Below are 17,956 nucleotides of genomic sequence, written 5' to 3' on the forward strand. Positions count from 1 at the left end.
AGAAGGCGGCGCTCCCGGCCTCCCCCGCCTTCAGGGCCGGTGCCGGGGCGGGCGGTATTTGCCGTTGACCGCCGTTGCGGGGCGCCCCTAGGGTCGCGGCCATGAGCGATCCCCGTGTGTTCCCGCGGTTCGTGGCCGACGAGCGCACCATGTTGACCCAGTGGCTGGACTGGCACCGCGAGACCCTGGCCCTCAAGTGCGCCGACCTGGACGAGGCGGGGCTGCGCGAGCGCTCCGTGCCGCCCTCGCAGATGTCCCTGCTGGGACTGGTGCGGCACCTAGCGCACGTGGAGTTCACGTGGTTCCAGCGCCACCTGATGGGAGAGGACACGCCCAACCCGGTCAAGTCCCCGCAGGACCCCGACGGCGACTTCCTCGGCGCGGACACCGCGCCGGTGCGGGAGGCGTTCGCGCTGTGGCGGGCCGGGGTGGAGCGCTCCCGCGAGGTGTCGGCGTCGCTGCCGCTGGACGCCCTGGCCCGGAGGGAGTGGCGGGGGAACACCGTCTCCCACCGCTGGATCCTGATGCACATGGTCTCGGAGTACTCCCGCCACAACGGCCACGCCGACCTGCTGCGCGAGCGGGTGGACGGCGCGACCGGCTTTTGACCGGAGCGGGGCCGCGGTTCCCCGGTTTGCGGTTGACGCAGCGTCAACCCCTAGCGTCGGGGCCATGGAGATCACTGTTGTGGACACCCGTACCGGCATGGAGCGCGTGCTGCGCGCCCCGGCCGAGGACCGCCTGGGACTGCTGGCGGAGATGCTCGAACCCGTGCGGGGCATGTACCGTTTCGCGCCCGTGGAGGTCGACCTGGTGGACGTGCACCTGCGGGGCATGGGCTTTCCGCTGGACCGCGACGAGGAGCGGTGCCTGGCGGCGCTGGAGGACCTGGCGCGCGCCGACGCGTGGAACCGGATCGGGGCCGCCATGGAGCGCGGCGCGGCCCGGCTGGCCGAGGCCGTGCCGGGGCTGGAGCCGCACGACGTCACGGTGCTGCTCACCCTGGGCGACCCGGGCGACGCCCACTTCACGGACACCGTGCTGGGCGTGGCCGGGTTCGGCGGCATCTGGGGCTACATCACCATCACGCTGTGGCCGTTCCCGGAGAACCTGGAGCGGTTGGAGACCACCGCCGTGCACGAGCTGCACCACAACCTGCGCTACGCCCCGGGCGGGGTGGTGTGGGACCCGGCGACCGTCACGGTCGGCGAGCACGTGGTGGGCGAGGGGCTGGCCGACGCCTTCGCCCGGGAGCTGTACGGCGACGACCTGGGCCGCACCCGCATCGCCGTGCCGCACCTGCGCGACGAGGCGGTGTTCGACAAGGTGGTTTCGGGGCTGGGGGTGACCGGTATGGAGAACTTCACGGCCTGGGTGCACGGCGACGAGAGCGCCAGGCGCTTCGGCACCGCCCCGGTGGGGCTGCCCGCCGGGGCGGGGTACGCGGCCGGGAACCGGCTGGTCGACGCCTACCTGGCGGCGACCGGGCGCACCGCGGCCCAGGCGCTGCGCGACGACCACGCGGAGGTCATCGACACCGCACTGGCCCGGCTGGGCCGGTGACGGGAAGGGGGACGGCGGTGGAGTGGACGATCGGGGAGCTGGCGGCGCGGGCGGACGTCAGCAGCCGCACCCTGCGCCACTACGACGAGGTCGGGCTGCTGTCCCCCTCCCGGACGGGGCCGGGGGGCCTGCGCCACTACGGTCCCGAGCAGGTCGCCCGCCTGCAGCGGATCCTGCTGCTGCGCCGCACGGGGATGGGCCTGGCCGACATCGGCCGGGTGCTGGCCGAGGAGGTCGACGAGGCCGAGGGGCTGCGGGCGCACATCGCCGCCCTGGAGCAGGAGCGCGAACGGATCGACCGGTACATCCGGGAGGTGCGGCACACCCTCCGGGCGCGGGAGGAGGGGGTGGACCCCTGCCCGGACGTGATGTTCGAGGGGTTCAACGACCGCTACCGGGACGGGGTCGTGGAGCGCTGGGGCGAGGAGGCGTTCCGGGCGGGCAACGAGTGGTGGCACGACAAGAGCGTGCGCGAGCAGCGGGAGTGGAAGCGCGCGACGGAGGCGCTGGTCGCCGACTGGGCGGCCGCCTCGCGGGAGGGCGCCGCCCCGGACTCCGACCGGGCGCAGGAGCTGGCGGCCCGGCACGTGGAGTGGCTGGCGATCCCGGGCACCCCGGTCCACGCGGGCGACAGGGAGCGGTCGATCGCGATGGTGACGTGCCTGGCCGACACCTACGTGGAGGACCCGGCGTTCGCCCGGACCTACGGGGACCGGGAGGGCGCGGAGTTCGTGCGCGAGGCGCTGCGGCTGTACGCCCGCACCCGCATGTAGGACACCTGGGGGTACCAGCGGCTTTGAGGGTTCTTGTCCCAGGCCCCGGGGTTCTCCGCGGAAAGTCTCACCCGGGTTTTCAAAGATAGCGTTGAGGGCATGGCTATCGACATCGCACCGGCCGCACGCCCCGTCGAGGCGGACGCCGTCCTGGACCTGCTCCCCGCCCGGCCCCGGCTGCTCGCCCTGGGCGAGCCCGCCCACGGGCAGGACGCCCTGCTCCGGCTGCGCAACGACCTCTTCCGCATCCTCGTCGAGCAGGCGGGGTACCGGACGATCGCGCTGGAGAGCGACTGCCTGAAGGGGCGGATCGTGGACGGGTACGTCACCTCCGGCACGGGCACCCTCGACCGGGCCGTGGAGGAGGGGTTCGGCCACGGGTGGGGCGCTTTCCCGGGCAACCGCGACCTGGTGCGCTGGATGCGCGCCTACAACGAGGGGCGGCCCGCGTCCGAACGGGTCCGCTTCGCCGGGTTCGACGGACCGCTGGAGATCACCGCCGCCGACAGCCCCCGGCGGGCCCTCACCGGGCTCCACGGCCACCTCGCCGCCCGGGTCGGCGCCGACCTGCTCCCGTGCACCGCCGACACGCTCGACCGCCTGCTCGGCGACGACGGCCGATGGACCGACCCCGAGGCCATGATGGACCCGGCCCGGTCGGTGGGGCGCTCCGCCGAGGCCGTCCGGCTGCGGCTGATCGCCGACGACCTGGTGGCGCTGCTCGACGAACAGGCGCCGCGCCTGGTCGCGTCCTCCTCCCGGGAGGAGTGGGAGCGGGCGCGCCAGGACGGGCGCACCGCCCTGGGCCTGCTGCGCTACCACCACTGGATGGCCGACACCTCGCCGGGGCGCATGGGGCGGCTGCTGGGCGTGCGGGACGCCATGATGGCCGCCGAGCTGCTCGCCCTCGCCGAACGCGGACCCGTGCTGGCGAGCGGGCACAACAGCCACTTCCAGCGGCAGGAGAGCACCATGACCCTGTGGCAGGGGCCGGTGCGCTGGTGGAGCGCGGGCGCGCTGGCGGGCACCCGGCTGGGGGAGGAGTACGCGTTCTGGGCCACCGCCGTGGGCGCCATCGGCGACCGGGGGGTGGGCGCCCCGCCCCCGGACACCGTGGAGGGCATGCTGTACGCGCTCCCGGGCGAGCGCTGTGTCGTCGACCCCGCCGGGCTGGCTACCGCCCTCGCCGGCGCGGAGCCCGCCGCCCGGGTGTCCCCGTGGTTCGGCTACGCGCCGCTGGACCCGGCCCACCTGCCCGGCCTGGACGGTCTCGCCTTCGCCCGGGGGACCGCCTAGCGCCTGCTCCCGGAGGCCCTTGTGCGGTGCCGGGCACGGACCGCGGGTTCGCGCGGGCACCGTCTGGCGTTGGGGGCGGCCCTCCGGGAGGATGGCGCGCATGCATCCGGACGGCTGGCACCTCACCGACGACATCGACGTCTTCCTCGACCGGGCCGGGGGCTTCCTGCGCTCGCGCCCGGCCCTGCACACCACACCGCTGACGGCGCTGGAGAAGGCGCGCGCCGGCGGAGCGGGCCCGCCGGGCGCCGACCCGGCCGAGTTCGGGTGGTGGGAGGACGGGGACGGGGTCGGCGCCTTCTTCTACCGCCTCGGGGGCCGCCGCCTGTACCTCTCCGCCGTGTCCCCCGGGCGGGCCGACGCCCTCGCCGCCCGCCTTTCCGGCCTGGGCAGGTCCCTGCCCGGCGTCCTCGCGGACCGGGACACCGCCGCCGCCTTCGCCCGGGCGTGGCAGCGGCGCACGGGCGCGGCGGCCACCCCTGAGGATTGGTGCGTGCGCCTCCACCGGCTGGGCGTCCTGACCGCGCCGGGACCGGTCCCGGCGGGGCGGGCGCGCGTCGCGGGCCCGGGGGACCGCGAGCGGGTCGTGCGCTGGTGCCGGGACTTCTGCGTCGACGTCGGCGAGCAGACCTCCATCGACGCCATCGACGCCGGGAACTGGGCGGACACCCGCTTCGGCGACAAGGGCTTCACCTTCTGGGAGACCCCGGACGGTACGCCGGCCTCCATGGCGGGCACGACCCCGATGGTCGCGGGCATGGTGCGCGTGGACCCCGTCTCCACCCCGGCGCACCTGCGCGGGCGCGGTTACGCGGGCGCCGTCACGGTGGAGGTGAGCCGGGCCGCGCTGGCGGCGGGCGCGACGGACGTGGTGCTGTTCGCCGACCCGGGCAACCCCACCAGCACGGCCCTGTACCGGCGGATCGGGTACGTCCCGCTGGCCGACTTCACCGTGTACGCGTTCTCCTGAAGGGTCCGCGCCCCGGCGCCTCCCGCCGGCCGGCGGCGGTCGGATAAACGTGTTGCCCCGGCGGGCGGCGGGGCCCTAGCGTGTTCCCGCCCTGTTCGCCTACGTGAGGACAACGCGCGCATGACGCCCCCTGCTCTCTGACCCTGACGCTTTTTCGCGCATCGGACGCCGACGGACACCGTCGGCTCTCTTTCCCGTGCACTCCGTCAGGTCTTGAGAGAGATCAGGTTTGTCCTCACCTACTTTTTCCGTGCTGCCCTGGGCCGTGCGGCGCACCCGCCTGCCCCTGCCCGTCCTCACCTGCGTGGACTGCTCCTGTGAGCGCGCCACCACCAAGGACGGCCGGTTCCGCGTCAACGCCAACGGCAAACTGCTCCACGTCTGGCTGCTGGTCAACTGCGTCGGCTGCGACCGGACCGGCAAGCTCATCGTCCATGAGCGCGTCCCGGTCCGCTCGCTGCCCGCGGACCTGCTCGCCGGGTACACCGCCAACTCGGCGGACCTCGTCGCCCGGGTCCTGCTCGACCCGTCGACCGCCCGGCGCAACCGGTTCGCGCTCGACTGGGAGGGCTGCTGGGAGCTCGACGCGCCCCCGGCCCCCGAGGACCCGTGGCCCGTCCGGGTCGAGGTGTCCTTCGAGGACCCCGTGCCGGTCCGCCCCGAACGGCTCATCGCCCAGGCCCTGGGCATCAGTCGCGGCGAGGTCGCCCGCCGTGTCAAGGCGGACTTCCCGCTGAAGCGCAGGACGGCGCAGGACTTCTCGTTCCTGCTGCTGTAGCCCGTGCGGTCGGGGCGGGGCGCCGTGCCCCGCCCCGACCGGCCCCCGTCGGGCGGCCCGGTGCGGCCGCGGGGCCTACAGCCGGGTCGCCCCGGGGCGGGTCCACTGCGGGGTGGGGCGGCCGGTCGGCCCCCAGGTGGGGTTGCCGTCGGCGTCGGTGAACCAGGTCCAGCAGGAGTCCCCGCCCTCGGGCCAGCCCTCGGGCTTGTCCTCCCACGCCTCGCCTCGGCCGTAGGGCGTCATGTCGAGCAGGCCCATGGAGGCGTTGACCCGCTCGCAGCCGCGGCCGGTGGTGGAGTAGGTGAGGAACGTGCGCTCGCCCTCGCGCAGGTAGCAGACGAGGTAGCCCATCTCGCCGCCGACGGGTTCGGGCAGGCCGCGCACCGAGTACCAGGGCTGGGTGTAGCCCATGAACCCGACGAAGGGCTCCACCTCCTCCCAGCGGCCCTCGGTCACGAACGCCAGGGAGACGCCGCGGGCGTTGAGGTAGGAGGCGTCCCGCAGGTGCCAGGCCGCGGTGGTGCAGCCGTAGCACTGGCCCTGGTGGGGCTCCCCGTCGTTCCACATGTGCCTGTAGACCACGAGTTCGTCGCGTCCCTGGAACAGGTCCGTGAACGGGACGGGGCCGTCGGCGCCCGCGACTTCGACGGTCCCGTCGAACTCCACCATGGGCAGGCGGCGGCGGGCGGCGGCGATGGCGTCGCCCTCGCGGGTGTGGGCCTTCTCGCGGAGGAGGAGCTCGTCGCGGGCGGCCTGCCAGGTGGCCTGGTCGACGACGGGCGGGCGGCCGGGGAGCGCGGTGGTGTCCGGGCCGTCGTTGGTGGTCGTCATGGTGTCCTCCGGGTGTCCGGTGCCGGATCGGTCACTACGACTGACCCCTACCCGGGCCGGAACTCATCGCGAGGGGGAGCGCGGTGTTTCTCAGGCGAGGGCGGCGCGGATCCGGGCGAGCCATTCGGTGCCCATCCGGTGCCCGTCGGGGAACCGGTCGTCGCGGTCCCAGCGCCACGTGGCGATCATCGCCGGCACGAGGATCCGGCAGTCGCGCAGCAGGTCGTGGTCGACTCCCGGGTAGTGCGTGCCGACCTCCTCGGGTGCGTGGGCGAGGTCGAACTCGACGGGTCCGGTGCAGCACGTCTCCAGGTCGACGAACAGCGGGCCCTCGCGTGTGGCGAGCAGGTTGCCGGGGTGGGGTTCGCCGTGCAGGAGCTGTTCGGAGCCGCCGCGTTCGCCGACGGTCCTCTTGAGGGTGGCCAGGGTGTCGCCGAGCAGTTCCCGGTCGGGGTCGGTGAGCGCCGGGGTGCGGTCGCGGTCCGCCACGAGCCGCTGGGCGTCCTGGACCCGGTCGGTGAACCGCGGTGCGGGGAGGTCGATGCCGCGCATGCCGGTGTGCAGGCGTTCCAGGGCGTCGGCGTAGTCGGCCGGCGGGACCGCGTGGGAGGTCACGGGTTCGTGGTAGGTCCACAGGGTGACCGTGAAGCCGTCGCGTTCGTGCACGCGCGGCTCCACCCGGGGGTCGAGGGCGGCGACGGGGCAGCCGGCGCCGACGAGCCTTCGTGCGAGGTCGACCTCGAACCGGGCGACCTGATCGGCCGTCGGCGCCACCCGGGCCAGGACGTCGCAGGGCAGCAGCCGGAGGGTGAGCTTGTTCGAGTCGTGGAGGACGACGGCGTCCTGGGCGTCCAGGCCGAGTGAGGAGGCGATCGCGGTGGCCGCGGCCACCGCCCGTGGGAACTGCTCTGCCCGCATGCGGGTCGGTCCTTTCTTCGGTGTTCACATCCGGGCCTTGAGCACGTCGATCTCGCAGCCCGGCGCCGCCGGGTCGAAGCCGTGCCCGACCAGCCAGCGGATCGCCAGCAGGCAGCGCAGGGACCACCACGCGCGGATCAGGTCGGGGTCGACGTCGGCGCCGTAGCCGGCGATGACGTCGTCGAGGTGCTCCTCGTGGCCCAGGGTCAGGACGGCGAGGTCGAACAGGGCGTCGCCCGGTCCCGCCTCGGTCCAGTCGATGACGCCGGTGACCTCGTCGCCGTCGACGAACACGTGGGCGGGTTGCAGGTCGCCGTGGACGAACACCGGTGTCCACGGCCGGAGCGCGGCCTGCGCGAGCCGGCGGTTGTGCGTGACCAGGTCGGCGGGGAGGAGGCCGTCGTCGAGGAGTCGGGCGCACTCGGCGTCCAGGTCGGCCGCGAGCCGGTCGGGGTCCCGGCCGGACCAGGGGGGCGGCGGCGCGTCGTGGAGTGCCCGCACGGCGGCCCCGGCCGCGGCCCACGCCGCCGGTGACGCGGTGGACGGTCGGCCGAGGCGGCCCAGGGGTCGGCCCGGGAGGGCGGCGAGGGCGAGCGCGGGGGGTCTGCGCCACAGGACCTCGGGGGTGGGGATTGGTGCCAGGGCCATCGCCTCGACCTCGGTGTCGGTGCGGCTCTGGTCGGCGTCGATTTTCAGGAACACGTCGCCGACGCGCAGTGTCGCGCAGTCCCGGTGGGCGACGACCACCTCGACCTCTTCCACGTGGAGCATTGTCACAGGGCGCGCTCCGGCGGGGCCAGGGGTTTTTCCGCGTGCGGGGGCCGGCCCCGCCGCGCGGCCACGGGTCGGCCCGGGGCGCGGGGCGGGATGATCCGCCGAACAGCGCTAGGGCGTGTTCGGTGGATGCTTTCGAGCGTTTCGGCGCTTGCGCCGAATGCCGGGAGCGGGCGCGAGGCGATCTCTCGCAAGACGGCCGGCGCAGGTCGGCCCGGGTTCGGCCGTCCGAGCGCAGGCGGCGCGGCAAGAGGCGGCCTCGCGGGCGCGGGGCGGAATGACCCGCTGAAGGGGCGCTAGGGGCGGCGTGTGGCCAGGACGCAGAACTCGTTGCCCTCCGGGTCGGCCAGCACCACCCAGGTGTCCCCCTCGCCCTGGCCCACGTCCGCGCGCCGGGCGCCCAGCCCCAGCAGCCGTTCGACCTCTTCGGCCTGGTCCCGGTCGGTCGGGTTGACGTCGATGTGCAGCCGGTTCTTGACGACCTTGCCCTCCGGTACCCGGGCGAAGGTCAGTACCGGGGGGACCGGTCCGGGCCTCCGGGCGCCCTCGGGGACCTCGGGTGAGCCGATGGAAACGAAGCCGTCCTCCCGCCCCTGCACCTCATAGCCCAGGACCTCGCACCAGAACCTGGCGAGACCCTCCGGATCCGCGCAGTCGAACGCGAGCTCGGTGAACTTGCTGGCCATGTCGGCATCCCTTTCTCCGGCACCGGTGTTCCCGCCCCCACCCTGCCGAAGAACCGTGCGCCGGCGCCATCCATTTGCCGCGCCCCGCCCGGGGTGTTCCTCACCGTGACCTCGACGGGGCCCTCACTCCCTTGGCCGGCGGCGCACTTCTGCACCGGCGGGTCGCGGTTCGCCCGACCATCCGGCCGGCTCCGCCCCCGTCCACCGCCACGACCGGCGCGGCACCGGTCGCTCCCTCCGGCCGGGGCGGCACACCCACTGCCGGGCCGAATCCCACCCCTGACCCGGATCGGGAGCGTCGGGCACGAACCCTGGCTGGAGCGGCGCGGCACCGGCCGCGCCCACCGGCTGGCGGGCCGCGTCCTAGGCCGGGGTGAGGCGCTCTTCCAGGTCCGGGCCCACCGGGTAGAGGCGCTCGGGGGGCAGGAGCCGCCGGGCCTGGTCGGCGCGCCCGCCGCGGACGAGCGCCGCCGCCTTGTGGACCTGCGGGGTGAGGTCGGTGAGGCCGACCACCCAGTCCTCGGCGAACGTGCGGATCAGGTGGCGGCCGATGCCGACCTGGATGCTGTAGTGGTTCAGGGCCGCTCCGCGCAGCGAGCGCTCGGGGTCCCACTGCAGGTGCACGGCGGCCCTGGACAGCTCCTCGGGAGCAGCGGTGGTCGGTACGGCCCGGGACAGCGCCTGCTCCCAGCCCTGCCGGGTCATCCGCACCGCCAGGACGCGTTCCTGCCCCGGTTTGCGGGCCCAGTTGCTGCGGTGCATCAGCCACAGGAACGAGGGCTTGATCCAGGTCATCCGCTGGAACGAGAAGGGGGCGACGAAGCGCCCCGCCCGCAGTGCCGCGTCGGCGATCGCGGGCGGGTACGCCTGGTAGACCACGATGGTGCGGGCGTCGTAGTCGGCGCGGATCCGGTACTGCGTCATGGGCCGCATCCTGTCATCAGCCGTTCCGGCGCGGCCAGCGGTTTACCGCCGTGCGGGCCCGCCCCGGTTCAGCGGCGCCCGCCGAACTCCCAGGGGTGGACCTCGACCTCGGCGTGCCGCTCCCCGTCCAGCACGGTCCGCGCGGCCCCGGCGTCCGCGGCCCGTACCAGCGCCGCCGTCCCCACTCGGACCGTCCCGTCGTCGGACAGCAGCGGCCCGTAGGCGATCAGCGCGTCCCGGTCGTCGGGCACCGCGGTGTCCGGTGCGTCCCCGGTGTTCTCGGGGCCCAGGCCGAGCACCAGGAACAGGTGGCCGTCATCGCCTCCGCCCTCGGCCCGAGGGAAGTCCCACATGGTGCGCCCCAGCAGGTTGCGCCACCGGCGCAGCAGCACGTCCCGGTACGCCCCCGCCTGGTAGTTCGGCTCCGCGAAGGCGAACTCCCGGGCGGCCGCCGCGTCCGGCAGGTCCACGATGTGCACGCTGCCGGTCGGCGTCTCCCCGTCCTCGGCGAACGTCGGCCCGCGCGCGATCATCCCCTCGGCGAACCGGTCCATGTAGGACCAGTGCGCTTCCAGCAATTCTTCGCGCAGGGCCAGGGATCCCCGCCGGTCGCGGTGGTAACAGAAGAACTCCATGGCCTCATTCTTCACGGGAGGCCCACTCCGGGAGCGGCCGGGGTCGCGTGGGGGATACCGGGGAGCGGGCCCTCACCGCGGGAGCCGGTCCAGGAAGTCGGCGACCAGCGGCGCGATGGCCCCCAGGTGGTCCTCCAGGGCGAAGTGCCCGGTGTCGAACAGGTGCAGTTCGGCGTCGGGCACGTCCCGCAGGTACGCCCGCGCGCCCGGCTCCGGGAAGAAGGGGTCCAGGGCGCCCCACGTGATCAGCGTCGGCGGCCGGTGCCCGCGCAGCCACGCCTGCCAGGCCGGGTAGGCGGCCACGTTGTTCTTGTAGTCGAAGGCCAGCGCCAGCTGGGCCCGCTCGCGTCCGGGCCGGTCGAAGAACGCGGCGTCCAGCAGCGGGCCGTCCGGGTCGATCAGCTCCGGTGCGGCCGCTCCGGTCTCGTACTGGCCGCGGATGCCCTGCGGGGTGAGCAGTCCCAGGACGGCCTCCCGTGCGCCGGGGGCGTCCGGTGTCAGGGCGACGAAGTCCCGCGCCCCCTCCGAGAGGCCCTCCTCGTAGGCGTTGCCGTTCTGTACCACCAGGCCGGTGATCCGCTCGGGGTGCCGCAGGGCGTGGCGGAATCCCACTGGCGCCCCGAAGTCGAACATGTAGAGCGCGTACCGCTCCAGTGCCAGCGCGTCGGTGAACGCGTCCACGACGTCGGCCAGGCGGTCGAAGGTGTGGGCGAACCCCTCCGGTTCCCGGGTGCGCCCGAAGCCCGGGTAGTCCGGGGCGATCAGCCGGTACCGCCGCCCCAGGGCGTCGATGAGGCGGCGGAACTGGTGCGAGCCGGACGGGAAGCCGTGCAGGAGCAGCAGGGTCGGGGCGTCCTCGGCGTCGGGGAGGGACTCGCGGTAGAAGACGTCCGCCCCGGCGGCGGTGACGCGGCGGTGGGCGGTCCGGGCGGGGAGTGCGAGCGGCGGGGCGGTGCGAACGGACATGTCACATGCCTTCCTGTGGAGAAGATGCATTAGTTCTACTCCGGAGTCGGCTAATGCGTCAATGTCGCCATGTAGCATTAGCCCATGGACGAGCGCGGACCCCTCACCGGAGAACCCCTGGCCCTGGACCTGGTCAACACCCGGCCCGCGGGCCCGGACGGACGCCGCACGGACCTGATCGCCACCCCCGAGCTGCTGGCCGCCTGGCTGTCCCTGGAGGCGGACCGCCTGCCCGCCGAGGCCCGCGGTTCCGCCACCGCCGCGGACCTGGCCGCCCTGCACGCGGTACGCGCCGACACCGGGGCGGTGGTGGACGCCCTGCTGGAGGGGGCGGCCCCGCCCCGGGCGGCCCTGGCCGGGCTCAACGCCGCCCAGCGCGCCGCGCCGCCCGTGCGCGAACTGCACCGGGACGGCACCGGGGTGAGGGCGGTGACCTGCCGTACCGGCCCGGCGGGGGCGGTGCTGGCGGCGGTGTTCGCCGAGGCCGCTGTGGATCTGGTCACCGGGCCGGGGGCCGCCGGGATCAAGCGGTGCGAAGCCGAGGGTTGCGTGATGCTGTTCCTGCCCGCCCACCCCCGGCGCCGCTGGTGCTCACCCGCCCGCTGCGGCAACCGCGCCCGTGTCGCCCGCTACTACCGGCGCCACAGGGCGGCGCAGGCCGGTTCCGAGCCGTCCTGACCCGGGCGGGCCGCCTGCGTCGGGCGGCGCCGGCCGACTGACACGTCCGGGCCCCGGGCGCGCTGCCGGTGATCGCGGCCACCGGGCAAGACTCCGCGGCAGGGCGTCCCGGTGGAGCCGCCCCCAGGGCAGGCCGCCGGTCCCGGGCATCGGCTGATCCGGAACCCGCCTTGCGGCGCTCCGGATCCGCACCCGCGAAAGCGGGCGTACCGCCACGAACCCCTCCAGGGAACCGGCGTCGGCTCCGTTCCACCGCGGAACCCGGCACGAAATGGGGACGATGGGCACCGTCATCCCGACCCGCGGTCACGAAGGAGCACCACCATGGCCAACACCGTTCTGGACGTCACCGACGCGGACTTCGAAGCGAAGGTCGTCGAAGCACAGGGACCCGTTCTGGCGGTCTTCCGGGCCGAGTGGAGCGCGGTGTGCAGGGCGCTGGACCCGGTCCTGGCCGAGGTCGCCAAGGAGTACGCGGACCGGGTGACCGTCGCCCGGCTCGACATCGACCGGAGCCCCGAGACGCCTCCCAAGTACGACATCACGGCGATCCCCACCCTGCACGTCTTCAATGGCGGGAACATCGTCGCCACCCGGATCGGGCCCGCCTCCAAGAACAACGTGGTCGACCTGATCACACCGCACCTGTGACACCCGCCCCGGACCGGGCCCCGCGGCCCCACCGGGGGCGGGGCCCGGTCCGCTCCCGCCGTCCGTGGGGGCGCGACCGTCCGGGGCGCGGTGTCGGCGGGGGCCGGTAGCGTTCCCGCATGAGTTACGCGCTGACGACCTACGTGGTCGACCTCGACGTCCTGCACGCCTCCGTGGGTTCGGGGGACGACAAGCTGCGGCGGATGATCGGCGGCCGGTTCAAGCAGCACCTGGAGCACTTCGACGCCCAGTTCTCCGGCCTGGACCTCCTCCCCGTCCGCGACGCGATCCGCGCGGTCATCGAGGGCGGGCCCTTCGAGCCGGACCAGGGCACCATGTACAACTACGCGTACAAGTGGATCTGCGAGTTCCACGGCCGCTACCTGGACAACAACGACTTCTCCCCGATGCGGGCCGGGTGGCCCGAGACCGTCGACGAGGGGCTCGGGGCGGTGGGGGTGACCGCGGTGAGCGTCGCGGAGTTCGGCTACGGCCGCGCGCCCGATCCGGTCCCCGCGCCCTCGGACTTCGTCCCCGGCTACGGCGAGTGGAGCACCGAGCGGTGCCGCAAGGCCCTGGAGCAGTGGGGCGCCGCCGACGACGGGTCCAAGGCCGCGCTCGACCCCGATGTCCTCCAGGCCGCCGAGTCCTGCATGGGGTGGTGCCGGGCCGCCGACGCGGCCGGCCGGGGCGTGGCGGGCTTCTTCAGTTGACCGGAGCGCGGCCCGGCGGCGCGCCCCTCCTGCCGCCGCCCCCTCCGGGGCCCTCGCCCTTCCTGCTGCGGCTGTGGGAGGAGGCCGACCTGCCCCTGGTCGTGGCGGCGGCCGCCGACCCCTACACCGTCAGCGTCACCACGCTCCCCGACCCCTGTGACGAGGCCGCCGCCCGCCGGTACATCGAGAGCCGGGCGCTGGTGCTCTCCCGCGGGGTCGGCGTTCCTCTGGTGATCGCCGACACCCGCACCGGGCGCGGGGTCGGCGGGATCACCCTGTCGCTGCGCGACGCGGCCGAGGGCCGCGGCTCCCTCGGCTACTGGGTGGCCCCGGGCTACCGGGGGTGCGGTGCCGCCGCCCACGCCCTGCGCCTGGCCTCCGCCTGGGCGCACGACGCCCTGGGGGTGCCCCGGCTGGAGCTGGCGATCGAGCCGTGGAACACCGGGTCGCTGCGGGTGGCCGGGGCCGCCGGGTTCCGCCGGGAGGGCCTGATGCGCCGGTGGCAGGAGATCGGCGGCGAGCGCCGCGACCTGTACCTGTACGCCCGCCTGGCCGGGGACCCCCGCCCCTGACCGGCCGTCCCCCGCGCGGCCTTCGCCGGACGGGACCCGCGGAAGGGCCGCCGGGGGAACCGGATTGTGCCGCGGGCGGGGGAGGGGTGTCATAGGGGGCATGGACCTGACGACCTCCCTGCCCGCGTTCCTCGTCGCCGTGGTGCTCATCTCCGCCTCCCCCGGACCCGCGATGGTGCTGATCATGCGCCGTGCCGCGCTGCGCGGCCTGCCCGGGGCCGTGCCCACGGTCCTGGGCCTGGAGGCGGGCCTGTACGTGTGGGCGCTGTGCGTCGGCGCCGGCCTGGCCGCCCTGGTGGCGGCCTCCGAGGCCGCCTACCTCGTCCTGCGCGTGGCCGGTGCGGCCTTCCTGCTGTACCTGGGGGTGAAGGCGCTGCTGTCCGCCCGGCGCGGCCCCGCCGAGGCCGGCCCCGTCGACGCGCACCCGCCGCGGGAGGCGGCCCGGGCCTGGTGGCGGGCCTTCGGGGAGGGGTTCCTGGTGATGCTGGCCAACCCCAAGGCCGCCGCGTTCATGGTCGCGTTCTATCCGCAGTTCGTCCCGGCGGACCGGCCGCTGTTCGCTACGACCGCCCTGCTGGCGCTGCTCCAGGTGGCGGTGGAGATCGTCCTGTACCTGGGGCTGGCCGCCGTGGTCGGCCGGGCGGGGGAGTGGTTCCGGCGCCCGGCCGTCCGCCGCTGGTCGGACGCCGTCAGCGGGACGGTGCTGGTCGGCCTGGGCGTCCGGATGGCCGTCCACGGCCGCTGACGCGGGCGGCCCCGGCCCCCGTGCGGGGGCCGGGGCCGCGGGGGCCTCTCAGGCGGCGGTGCGCAGGTCGCGCGGCTCGGCCTCGGGCAGGCCGCGCTCGCAGGTCCCGCACTCGGCGCGGCGGCGCACCGCGTAGGCCGCCACCGCCGTGGCCAGGGCCACGCCCCACACCGCCATCGACATGAAGATCGCGGTGTGCAGCGCCGACGAGCTCGTCATGCCCACCTGGTCCAGGGCGAACTGCACGATGACGCTGCGCCCCATGGCGATCAGCGCGACCGCGACCGCGGTCGCCGGGACCACCGCCAGCGCCACCGGCACCCGGCGGCCCGCCAGGCCGACCATCCAGAACGGGAACCGCACGCCCCAGCGCTGCACCAGCCCCAGCATCAGCACGGCGCCGACCACTCCCGCCGAGCCCAGGCCCACGCCGATGAACAGGGTGCCCGGGTCGGCCCGCAGCTCCTCGGCGAAGCCCTCGCCCATGCCCGGGGTGATGCCGAACAGCCAGGGGAACCGGATCGACGGGTAGAGCAGGGCGCTCAGGCAGGCGACCAGAACCGCGATCCGGCCCACCCGCAGCGCCCGCACCCGGGTGGCGTGCTCGGCGTGCGGGGTCCAGCCGTGGGCGCGTCCGCAGTCCTGGCAGGCGCCGCGCGCGGCCCGCAGGGCCGAGAGCCCGGCCACCGCCCACAGCGCCGCGCCCGCGGCGAAGAAGAACAGGCCCAGGTTCTCCGGCAGCATCACCTGGGTGATCCACTTCCCGGCCAGGCCGGGCACGAACCAGCCCGCCACCGGCATGATCATCGTGTACCCCAGGAACGCCAGCAGGCTCCCGGTCACGAACAGCGCCACCACGGCCGCCGACAGGCCCCAGGCGGTGTAGGCCACCGCCCGGCCGCCGCGGCCCGGGCGCATCATCAGCAGGGCGGTCGCGGTGCCCGCGGCCCCCAGGGCCAGGGTGGTCCAGGCGGCCGCGCCGGCGCCCCAGCGCCCGTACAGGGAGCCGAACCCGTCGCCGTCGGGGACCCCCGGCGGCAGCAGGCCGGCGGCCCAGCCCAGGCCCAGGGCGAGGGCGACCGCGGACCAGGCCAGGACGGCCCAGGTGATCGGTGCGGTCCGGGCGGCGGACGCGGTCCCGGGTGCGGCGGGGGGTGCCGAGGTGTTCACGGCGTGCTCCTCACAGGCGTGCGGTGTCTTCTCCACCAAGCCTGTCGGCGCGGGGGCGGGTGATCCTCACCTGCGCGGGGGAGCCGCCTCCCCCGTCCGGGGGAGGGTGCCGCGCCGAGGGCCCCGCGCCCGGGGGACCGGGGGCGGGGCCGTGGGAGCGGTGGGGCCGGGGTCAGCCGCGGGAGGCCTGGTGGGCCTTCTCCAGGGCGGAGGCGAACACCTCCACCGGCTGGGCGCCGGACACCCCGAAGGCGCGGTCGATCACGAAGAACGGCACCCCGGTCGCGCCCAGCCGCCGGGCGGCGTCGATGTCGGCGTTCACCTCGGCGGTGTAGGCGTCCCCGGCCAGTACCTCGCGGGCCTCGGCCTCCTCCAGGCCGATCTCCACGGCGATCCTCACCAGGGTCTCGGGGTCGGAGAGGTCCTCGGCCCGCACCAGCTGGGCGTTCATGAACGCCTCGTGGGCGGCGTCGCCCAGGCCCCGGCTCTGGGCCAGGTGGACCAGGCGGTGGGCGTCGAAGGTGTTGACCATGACGCCGGAGGCGAAGTCGTACTCCAGCCCCTCCTCGGCGGCGACCCGGGTGACCTGCTCGGTCATGGCGCGCACCTGCTCGCGCGGGGCGCCCATCTTCTTGGACAGCGCGTCGTAGACGGGGATGCTCTCGCCCTGGGCGAAGCCGGGGTCGAGCTGGAAGCTGCGCCAGGTGACCTCGACCTCGTCGGCGTGCGCGAAGGACTCCAGCGCCCTCTCGAAGCGGCGCTTGCCGATGTAGCACCACGGGCAGACGATGTCGGACCAGATCTCTACCTGCACGGAACGAACTCCCCACTCACCAGCACACGCCGTCCGAGCACGCGGGCGCGTCCTCGGTCCCCACCGTCACCAGGCCCGTGACCATGGCCAGGGGCGGTGTCGCGGGCGGTGCCGGGTCCGCGGGGGCGGCCTCGCGCCCGTCGGTGGTGCCGGTGGCCTGCTGCGGCGCGGTCCGCTCGGTGTCCTGCTCGTCCACGACGCCCCCTTACTTACATATTGTGCGTAACCACATTATCAGTGAGTATGGGGGAGTCGCAGGTCAGGGACAAGGAGGCACTTCAATGTCCGCAACGAACACCCGTGTTCCCCCGGGGGAGGGTGTCGGCCCCGCCGTGAACCCCGACGACTGCCCGGTCCGGGAGGTCCTGGACCGCATCGGCGACAAGTGGAGCGTGCTCGTCATCGTGCTGCTGGGGCGGCGCACCCACCGCTACAGCGAGCTGCACCGCACCATCGACGGCATCAGCCAGCGCATGCTCACCCTCACCCTGCGCGCCCTGGTGCGCGACGGCCTGGTGGAGCGCACCGCCCACGCCAGCGTCCCCCCGCGGGTGGAGTACTCCCTCACCGGTCTGGGCCGCACCCTGCTCGAACCCCTGACCGCGCTGGACCGGTGGGCCGTCGAGCACCGGGAGGACGTCCGGGCCGCCCGCGAACGCCACGATCGCGAACGGCCCGGGGCTTAGGACGGCTCCGGCGGGTCATCCCGGTCGCGGCCGCCTGTGCCCAGGGGGCCGACCCCGACGAACGCTCCCGGCACTCGGGGCGGGCGCCGGGCCTCTCCTTGAGCGCGGTCGGCGAACGGGGATTCCGACGCAGGCTCCAGGGTTCCCGCCGGCGCGGCCCGTCAGGCCGCGGTCCGGCGGGGCCTCAGGCGCCGCCGGTGCGGCGGGCGCTGCGCGCCGCGTCAGCCTCGCGGGCCGTCCGCACCAGTGCGCGCACCCGCTCCGAGGTCGCCTCGCCGGGGCACACGACCGCCACCCACCCCTGGGCCGCGTACAGCGGGTGGGCGATGATCCGGTCCGCCTGCGAGGGGTCCGTGCCGTCGGCGTGCTCGGCGTGCGCGGCCGGCGGGTACCCCACCAGCTCCTCGAACAGCTCCCGCCCCACAGCGATGTTCACCCGGAACACGCCGGGCCGGTCCAGCCGGGAGGCGGTGTCGAACCCGGGGTAGTCCGAGGCCACCACCGTCGCGAACGGCATGTTCCGGCGCCGGGCGGGGTCGCCGCCGGGCTCGTGGAAGAAGAACACGTCCCCCCACGCCGCCTCCGGCGCCCCGTTCTCGGAGCCGGCCCGCACGGTGCCCACCTCCGGCAGTCCTTCGATGAACGCGATGATCTCGTCCTGGGTCATGGCAGGCCCCTTCCGGTCGGTCCACGGGCCCCGGTCGGCGGCCCGTACCTTCCATCGTGGCCTTGAACTCCTTTCGGAACCCCGGAGCCGCGTTCACCCCGTGGAACAGGGGGTGCGGTCCCCGAAACCCTCCAAACGCGGACCAG

23 protein-coding genes are annotated in these 17,956 nt (G+C 74.8%); 12 read left to right on the top strand and 11 right to left on the bottom strand.

Features of this window, described 5'->3' with window-relative positions:
* Window positions 1-101: 101 nt before the first annotated feature.
* From K1J57_RS24570 to K1J57_RS24595, 6 genes are all read left to right on the top strand, one after another.
* Window positions 102-608, top strand: coding sequence for a DinB family protein (locus K1J57_RS24570; RefSeq protein WP_220561004.1), 507 nt, complete (start codon window positions 102-104; stop codon window positions 606-608).
* Between the two features lie 64 nt (window positions 609-672).
* A complete protein-coding gene (locus K1J57_RS24575) occupies window positions 673-1,563 on the top strand; it encodes a DUF2268 domain-containing protein (protein WP_220561006.1) in 891 nt (296 codons plus the stop codon).
* Between the two features lie 17 nt (window positions 1,564-1,580).
* Window positions 1,581-2,336, top strand: a complete 756-nt coding sequence (locus K1J57_RS24580) for a MerR family transcriptional regulator (RefSeq protein WP_220561007.1) — start codon at window positions 1,581-1,583, stop codon at window positions 2,334-2,336.
* Between the two features lie 99 nt (window positions 2,337-2,435).
* Complete coding sequence (locus K1J57_RS24585; RefSeq protein WP_220561008.1) at window positions 2,436-3,632, top strand: erythromycin esterase family protein; 1,197 nt, start codon at window positions 2,436-2,438, stop codon at window positions 3,630-3,632.
* Between the two features lie 100 nt (window positions 3,633-3,732).
* The gene (locus K1J57_RS33680) at window positions 3,733-4,602 is read left to right on the top strand and encodes a GNAT family N-acetyltransferase (protein WP_255646569.1); all 870 of its coding nucleotides are present in this window, start codon (window positions 3,733-3,735) and stop codon (window positions 4,600-4,602) included.
* Window positions 4,603-4,852: 250 nt separating this feature from the next.
* Window positions 4,853-5,380 (top strand): DUF1062 domain-containing protein, encoded by a 528-nt coding sequence (locus K1J57_RS24595; RefSeq protein ID WP_220561009.1) that lies wholly within the window; start codon window positions 4,853-4,855, stop codon window positions 5,378-5,380.
* 75 nt (window positions 5,381-5,455) lie between these two features.
* Here the strand turns inward: K1J57_RS24595 and K1J57_RS24600 are convergent, their stop codons facing one another.
* The 7 genes from K1J57_RS24600 to K1J57_RS24630 form a co-directional block, all read right to left on the bottom strand.
* Complete coding sequence (locus K1J57_RS24600; RefSeq protein WP_220561010.1) at window positions 5,456-6,211, bottom strand: DUF899 family protein; 756 nt, start codon at window positions 6,209-6,211, stop codon at window positions 5,456-5,458.
* A gap of 90 nt (window positions 6,212-6,301) precedes the next feature.
* Complete coding sequence (locus tag K1J57_RS24605; RefSeq protein WP_220561011.1) at window positions 6,302-7,129, bottom strand: phosphotransferase; 828 nt, start codon at window positions 7,127-7,129, stop codon at window positions 6,302-6,304.
* A gap of 24 nt (window positions 7,130-7,153) precedes the next feature.
* Entirely contained in the window at window positions 7,154-7,891 is a 738-nt protein-coding gene (locus tag K1J57_RS24610) for a phosphotransferase (protein ID WP_370634502.1), read from the bottom strand.
* Window positions 7,892-8,199: 308 nt separating this feature from the next.
* Complete coding sequence (locus K1J57_RS24615; protein ID WP_220561014.1) at window positions 8,200-8,589, bottom strand: VOC family protein; 390 nt, start codon at window positions 8,587-8,589, stop codon at window positions 8,200-8,202.
* A gap of 363 nt (window positions 8,590-8,952) precedes the next feature.
* Window positions 8,953-9,513: a DUF4291 domain-containing protein gene (locus K1J57_RS24620; protein WP_277615508.1), complete on the bottom strand. Its 561-nt coding sequence runs from the start codon at window positions 9,511-9,513 to the stop codon at window positions 8,953-8,955.
* A 68-nt stretch (window positions 9,514-9,581) separates the two neighbouring features.
* Window positions 9,582-10,148 carry a YciI family protein gene (locus K1J57_RS24625; protein ID WP_220561016.1) on the bottom strand — a complete coding sequence of 189 codons (567 nt, stop codon included), beginning with the start codon at window positions 10,146-10,148 and terminating at the stop codon, window positions 9,582-9,584.
* A gap of 72 nt (window positions 10,149-10,220) precedes the next feature.
* Complete coding sequence (locus K1J57_RS24630) at window positions 10,221-11,114, bottom strand: alpha/beta fold hydrolase (RefSeq protein ID WP_255646570.1); 894 nt, start codon at window positions 11,112-11,114, stop codon at window positions 10,221-10,223.
* Between the two features lie 84 nt (window positions 11,115-11,198).
* On the opposite strand from K1J57_RS24630, the gene K1J57_RS24635 reads away from it, so the two are divergent.
* From K1J57_RS24635 to K1J57_RS24655, 5 genes are all read left to right on the top strand, one after another.
* Complete coding sequence (locus K1J57_RS24635) at window positions 11,199-11,792, top strand: ABATE domain-containing protein (protein ID WP_220561018.1); 594 nt, start codon at window positions 11,199-11,201, stop codon at window positions 11,790-11,792.
* A gap of 324 nt (window positions 11,793-12,116) precedes the next feature.
* Window positions 12,117-12,443, top strand: a complete 327-nt coding sequence (locus K1J57_RS24640) for a co-chaperone YbbN (RefSeq protein WP_220561019.1) — start codon at window positions 12,117-12,119, stop codon at window positions 12,441-12,443.
* Between the two features lie 119 nt (window positions 12,444-12,562).
* Window positions 12,563-13,156, top strand: coding sequence for a hypothetical protein (locus K1J57_RS24645; protein WP_220561020.1), 594 nt, complete (start codon window positions 12,563-12,565; stop codon window positions 13,154-13,156).
* Window positions 13,153-13,728, top strand: coding sequence for a GNAT family N-acetyltransferase (locus K1J57_RS24650; RefSeq protein ID WP_220561021.1), 576 nt, complete (start codon window positions 13,153-13,155; stop codon window positions 13,726-13,728). Before K1J57_RS24645 ends, K1J57_RS24650 begins: the two co-directional genes overlap by 4 nt.
* Before the next feature lie 100 nt (window positions 13,729-13,828).
* Window positions 13,829-14,473, top strand: a complete 645-nt coding sequence (locus K1J57_RS24655; RefSeq protein ID WP_220561022.1) for a LysE family translocator — start codon at window positions 13,829-13,831, stop codon at window positions 14,471-14,473.
* A gap of 48 nt (window positions 14,474-14,521) precedes the next feature.
* On the opposite strand, the gene K1J57_RS24660 is transcribed toward K1J57_RS24655, so the two are convergent.
* From K1J57_RS24660 to K1J57_RS24670, 3 genes are all read right to left on the bottom strand, one after another.
* Window positions 14,522-15,643, bottom strand: coding sequence for a hypothetical protein (locus tag K1J57_RS24660; protein ID WP_255646571.1), 1,122 nt, complete (start codon window positions 15,641-15,643; stop codon window positions 14,522-14,524).
* A gap of 172 nt (window positions 15,644-15,815) precedes the next feature.
* Window positions 15,816-16,457: a DsbA family oxidoreductase gene (locus tag K1J57_RS24665; RefSeq protein ID WP_220561023.1), complete on the bottom strand. Its 642-nt coding sequence runs from the start codon at window positions 16,455-16,457 to the stop codon at window positions 15,816-15,818.
* 16 nt (window positions 16,458-16,473) lie between these two features.
* Complete coding sequence (locus K1J57_RS24670; protein WP_220561024.1) at window positions 16,474-16,653, bottom strand: hypothetical protein; 180 nt, start codon at window positions 16,651-16,653, stop codon at window positions 16,474-16,476.
* Between the two features lie 85 nt (window positions 16,654-16,738).
* Between K1J57_RS24670 and K1J57_RS24675 the strand changes: the two genes are divergently transcribed.
* Window positions 16,739-17,143 (top strand): helix-turn-helix domain-containing protein, encoded by a 405-nt coding sequence (locus K1J57_RS24675; RefSeq protein ID WP_220561025.1) that lies wholly within the window; start codon window positions 16,739-16,741, stop codon window positions 17,141-17,143.
* 184 nt (window positions 17,144-17,327) lie between these two features.
* Here K1J57_RS24675 and K1J57_RS24680 read toward each other — a convergent pair whose 3' ends face one another.
* A complete protein-coding gene (locus tag K1J57_RS24680) occupies window positions 17,328-17,810 on the bottom strand; it encodes a DUF6194 family protein (protein ID WP_220561026.1) in 483 nt (160 codons plus the stop codon).
* Window positions 17,811-17,956 lie beyond the last annotated feature (146 nt).

Origin of the sequence: Nocardiopsis sp. MT53, assembly GCF_019598965.1 — a bacterium.
GTDB lineage: Bacteria > Actinomycetota > Actinomycetes > Streptosporangiales > Streptosporangiaceae > Nocardiopsis > Nocardiopsis changdeensis.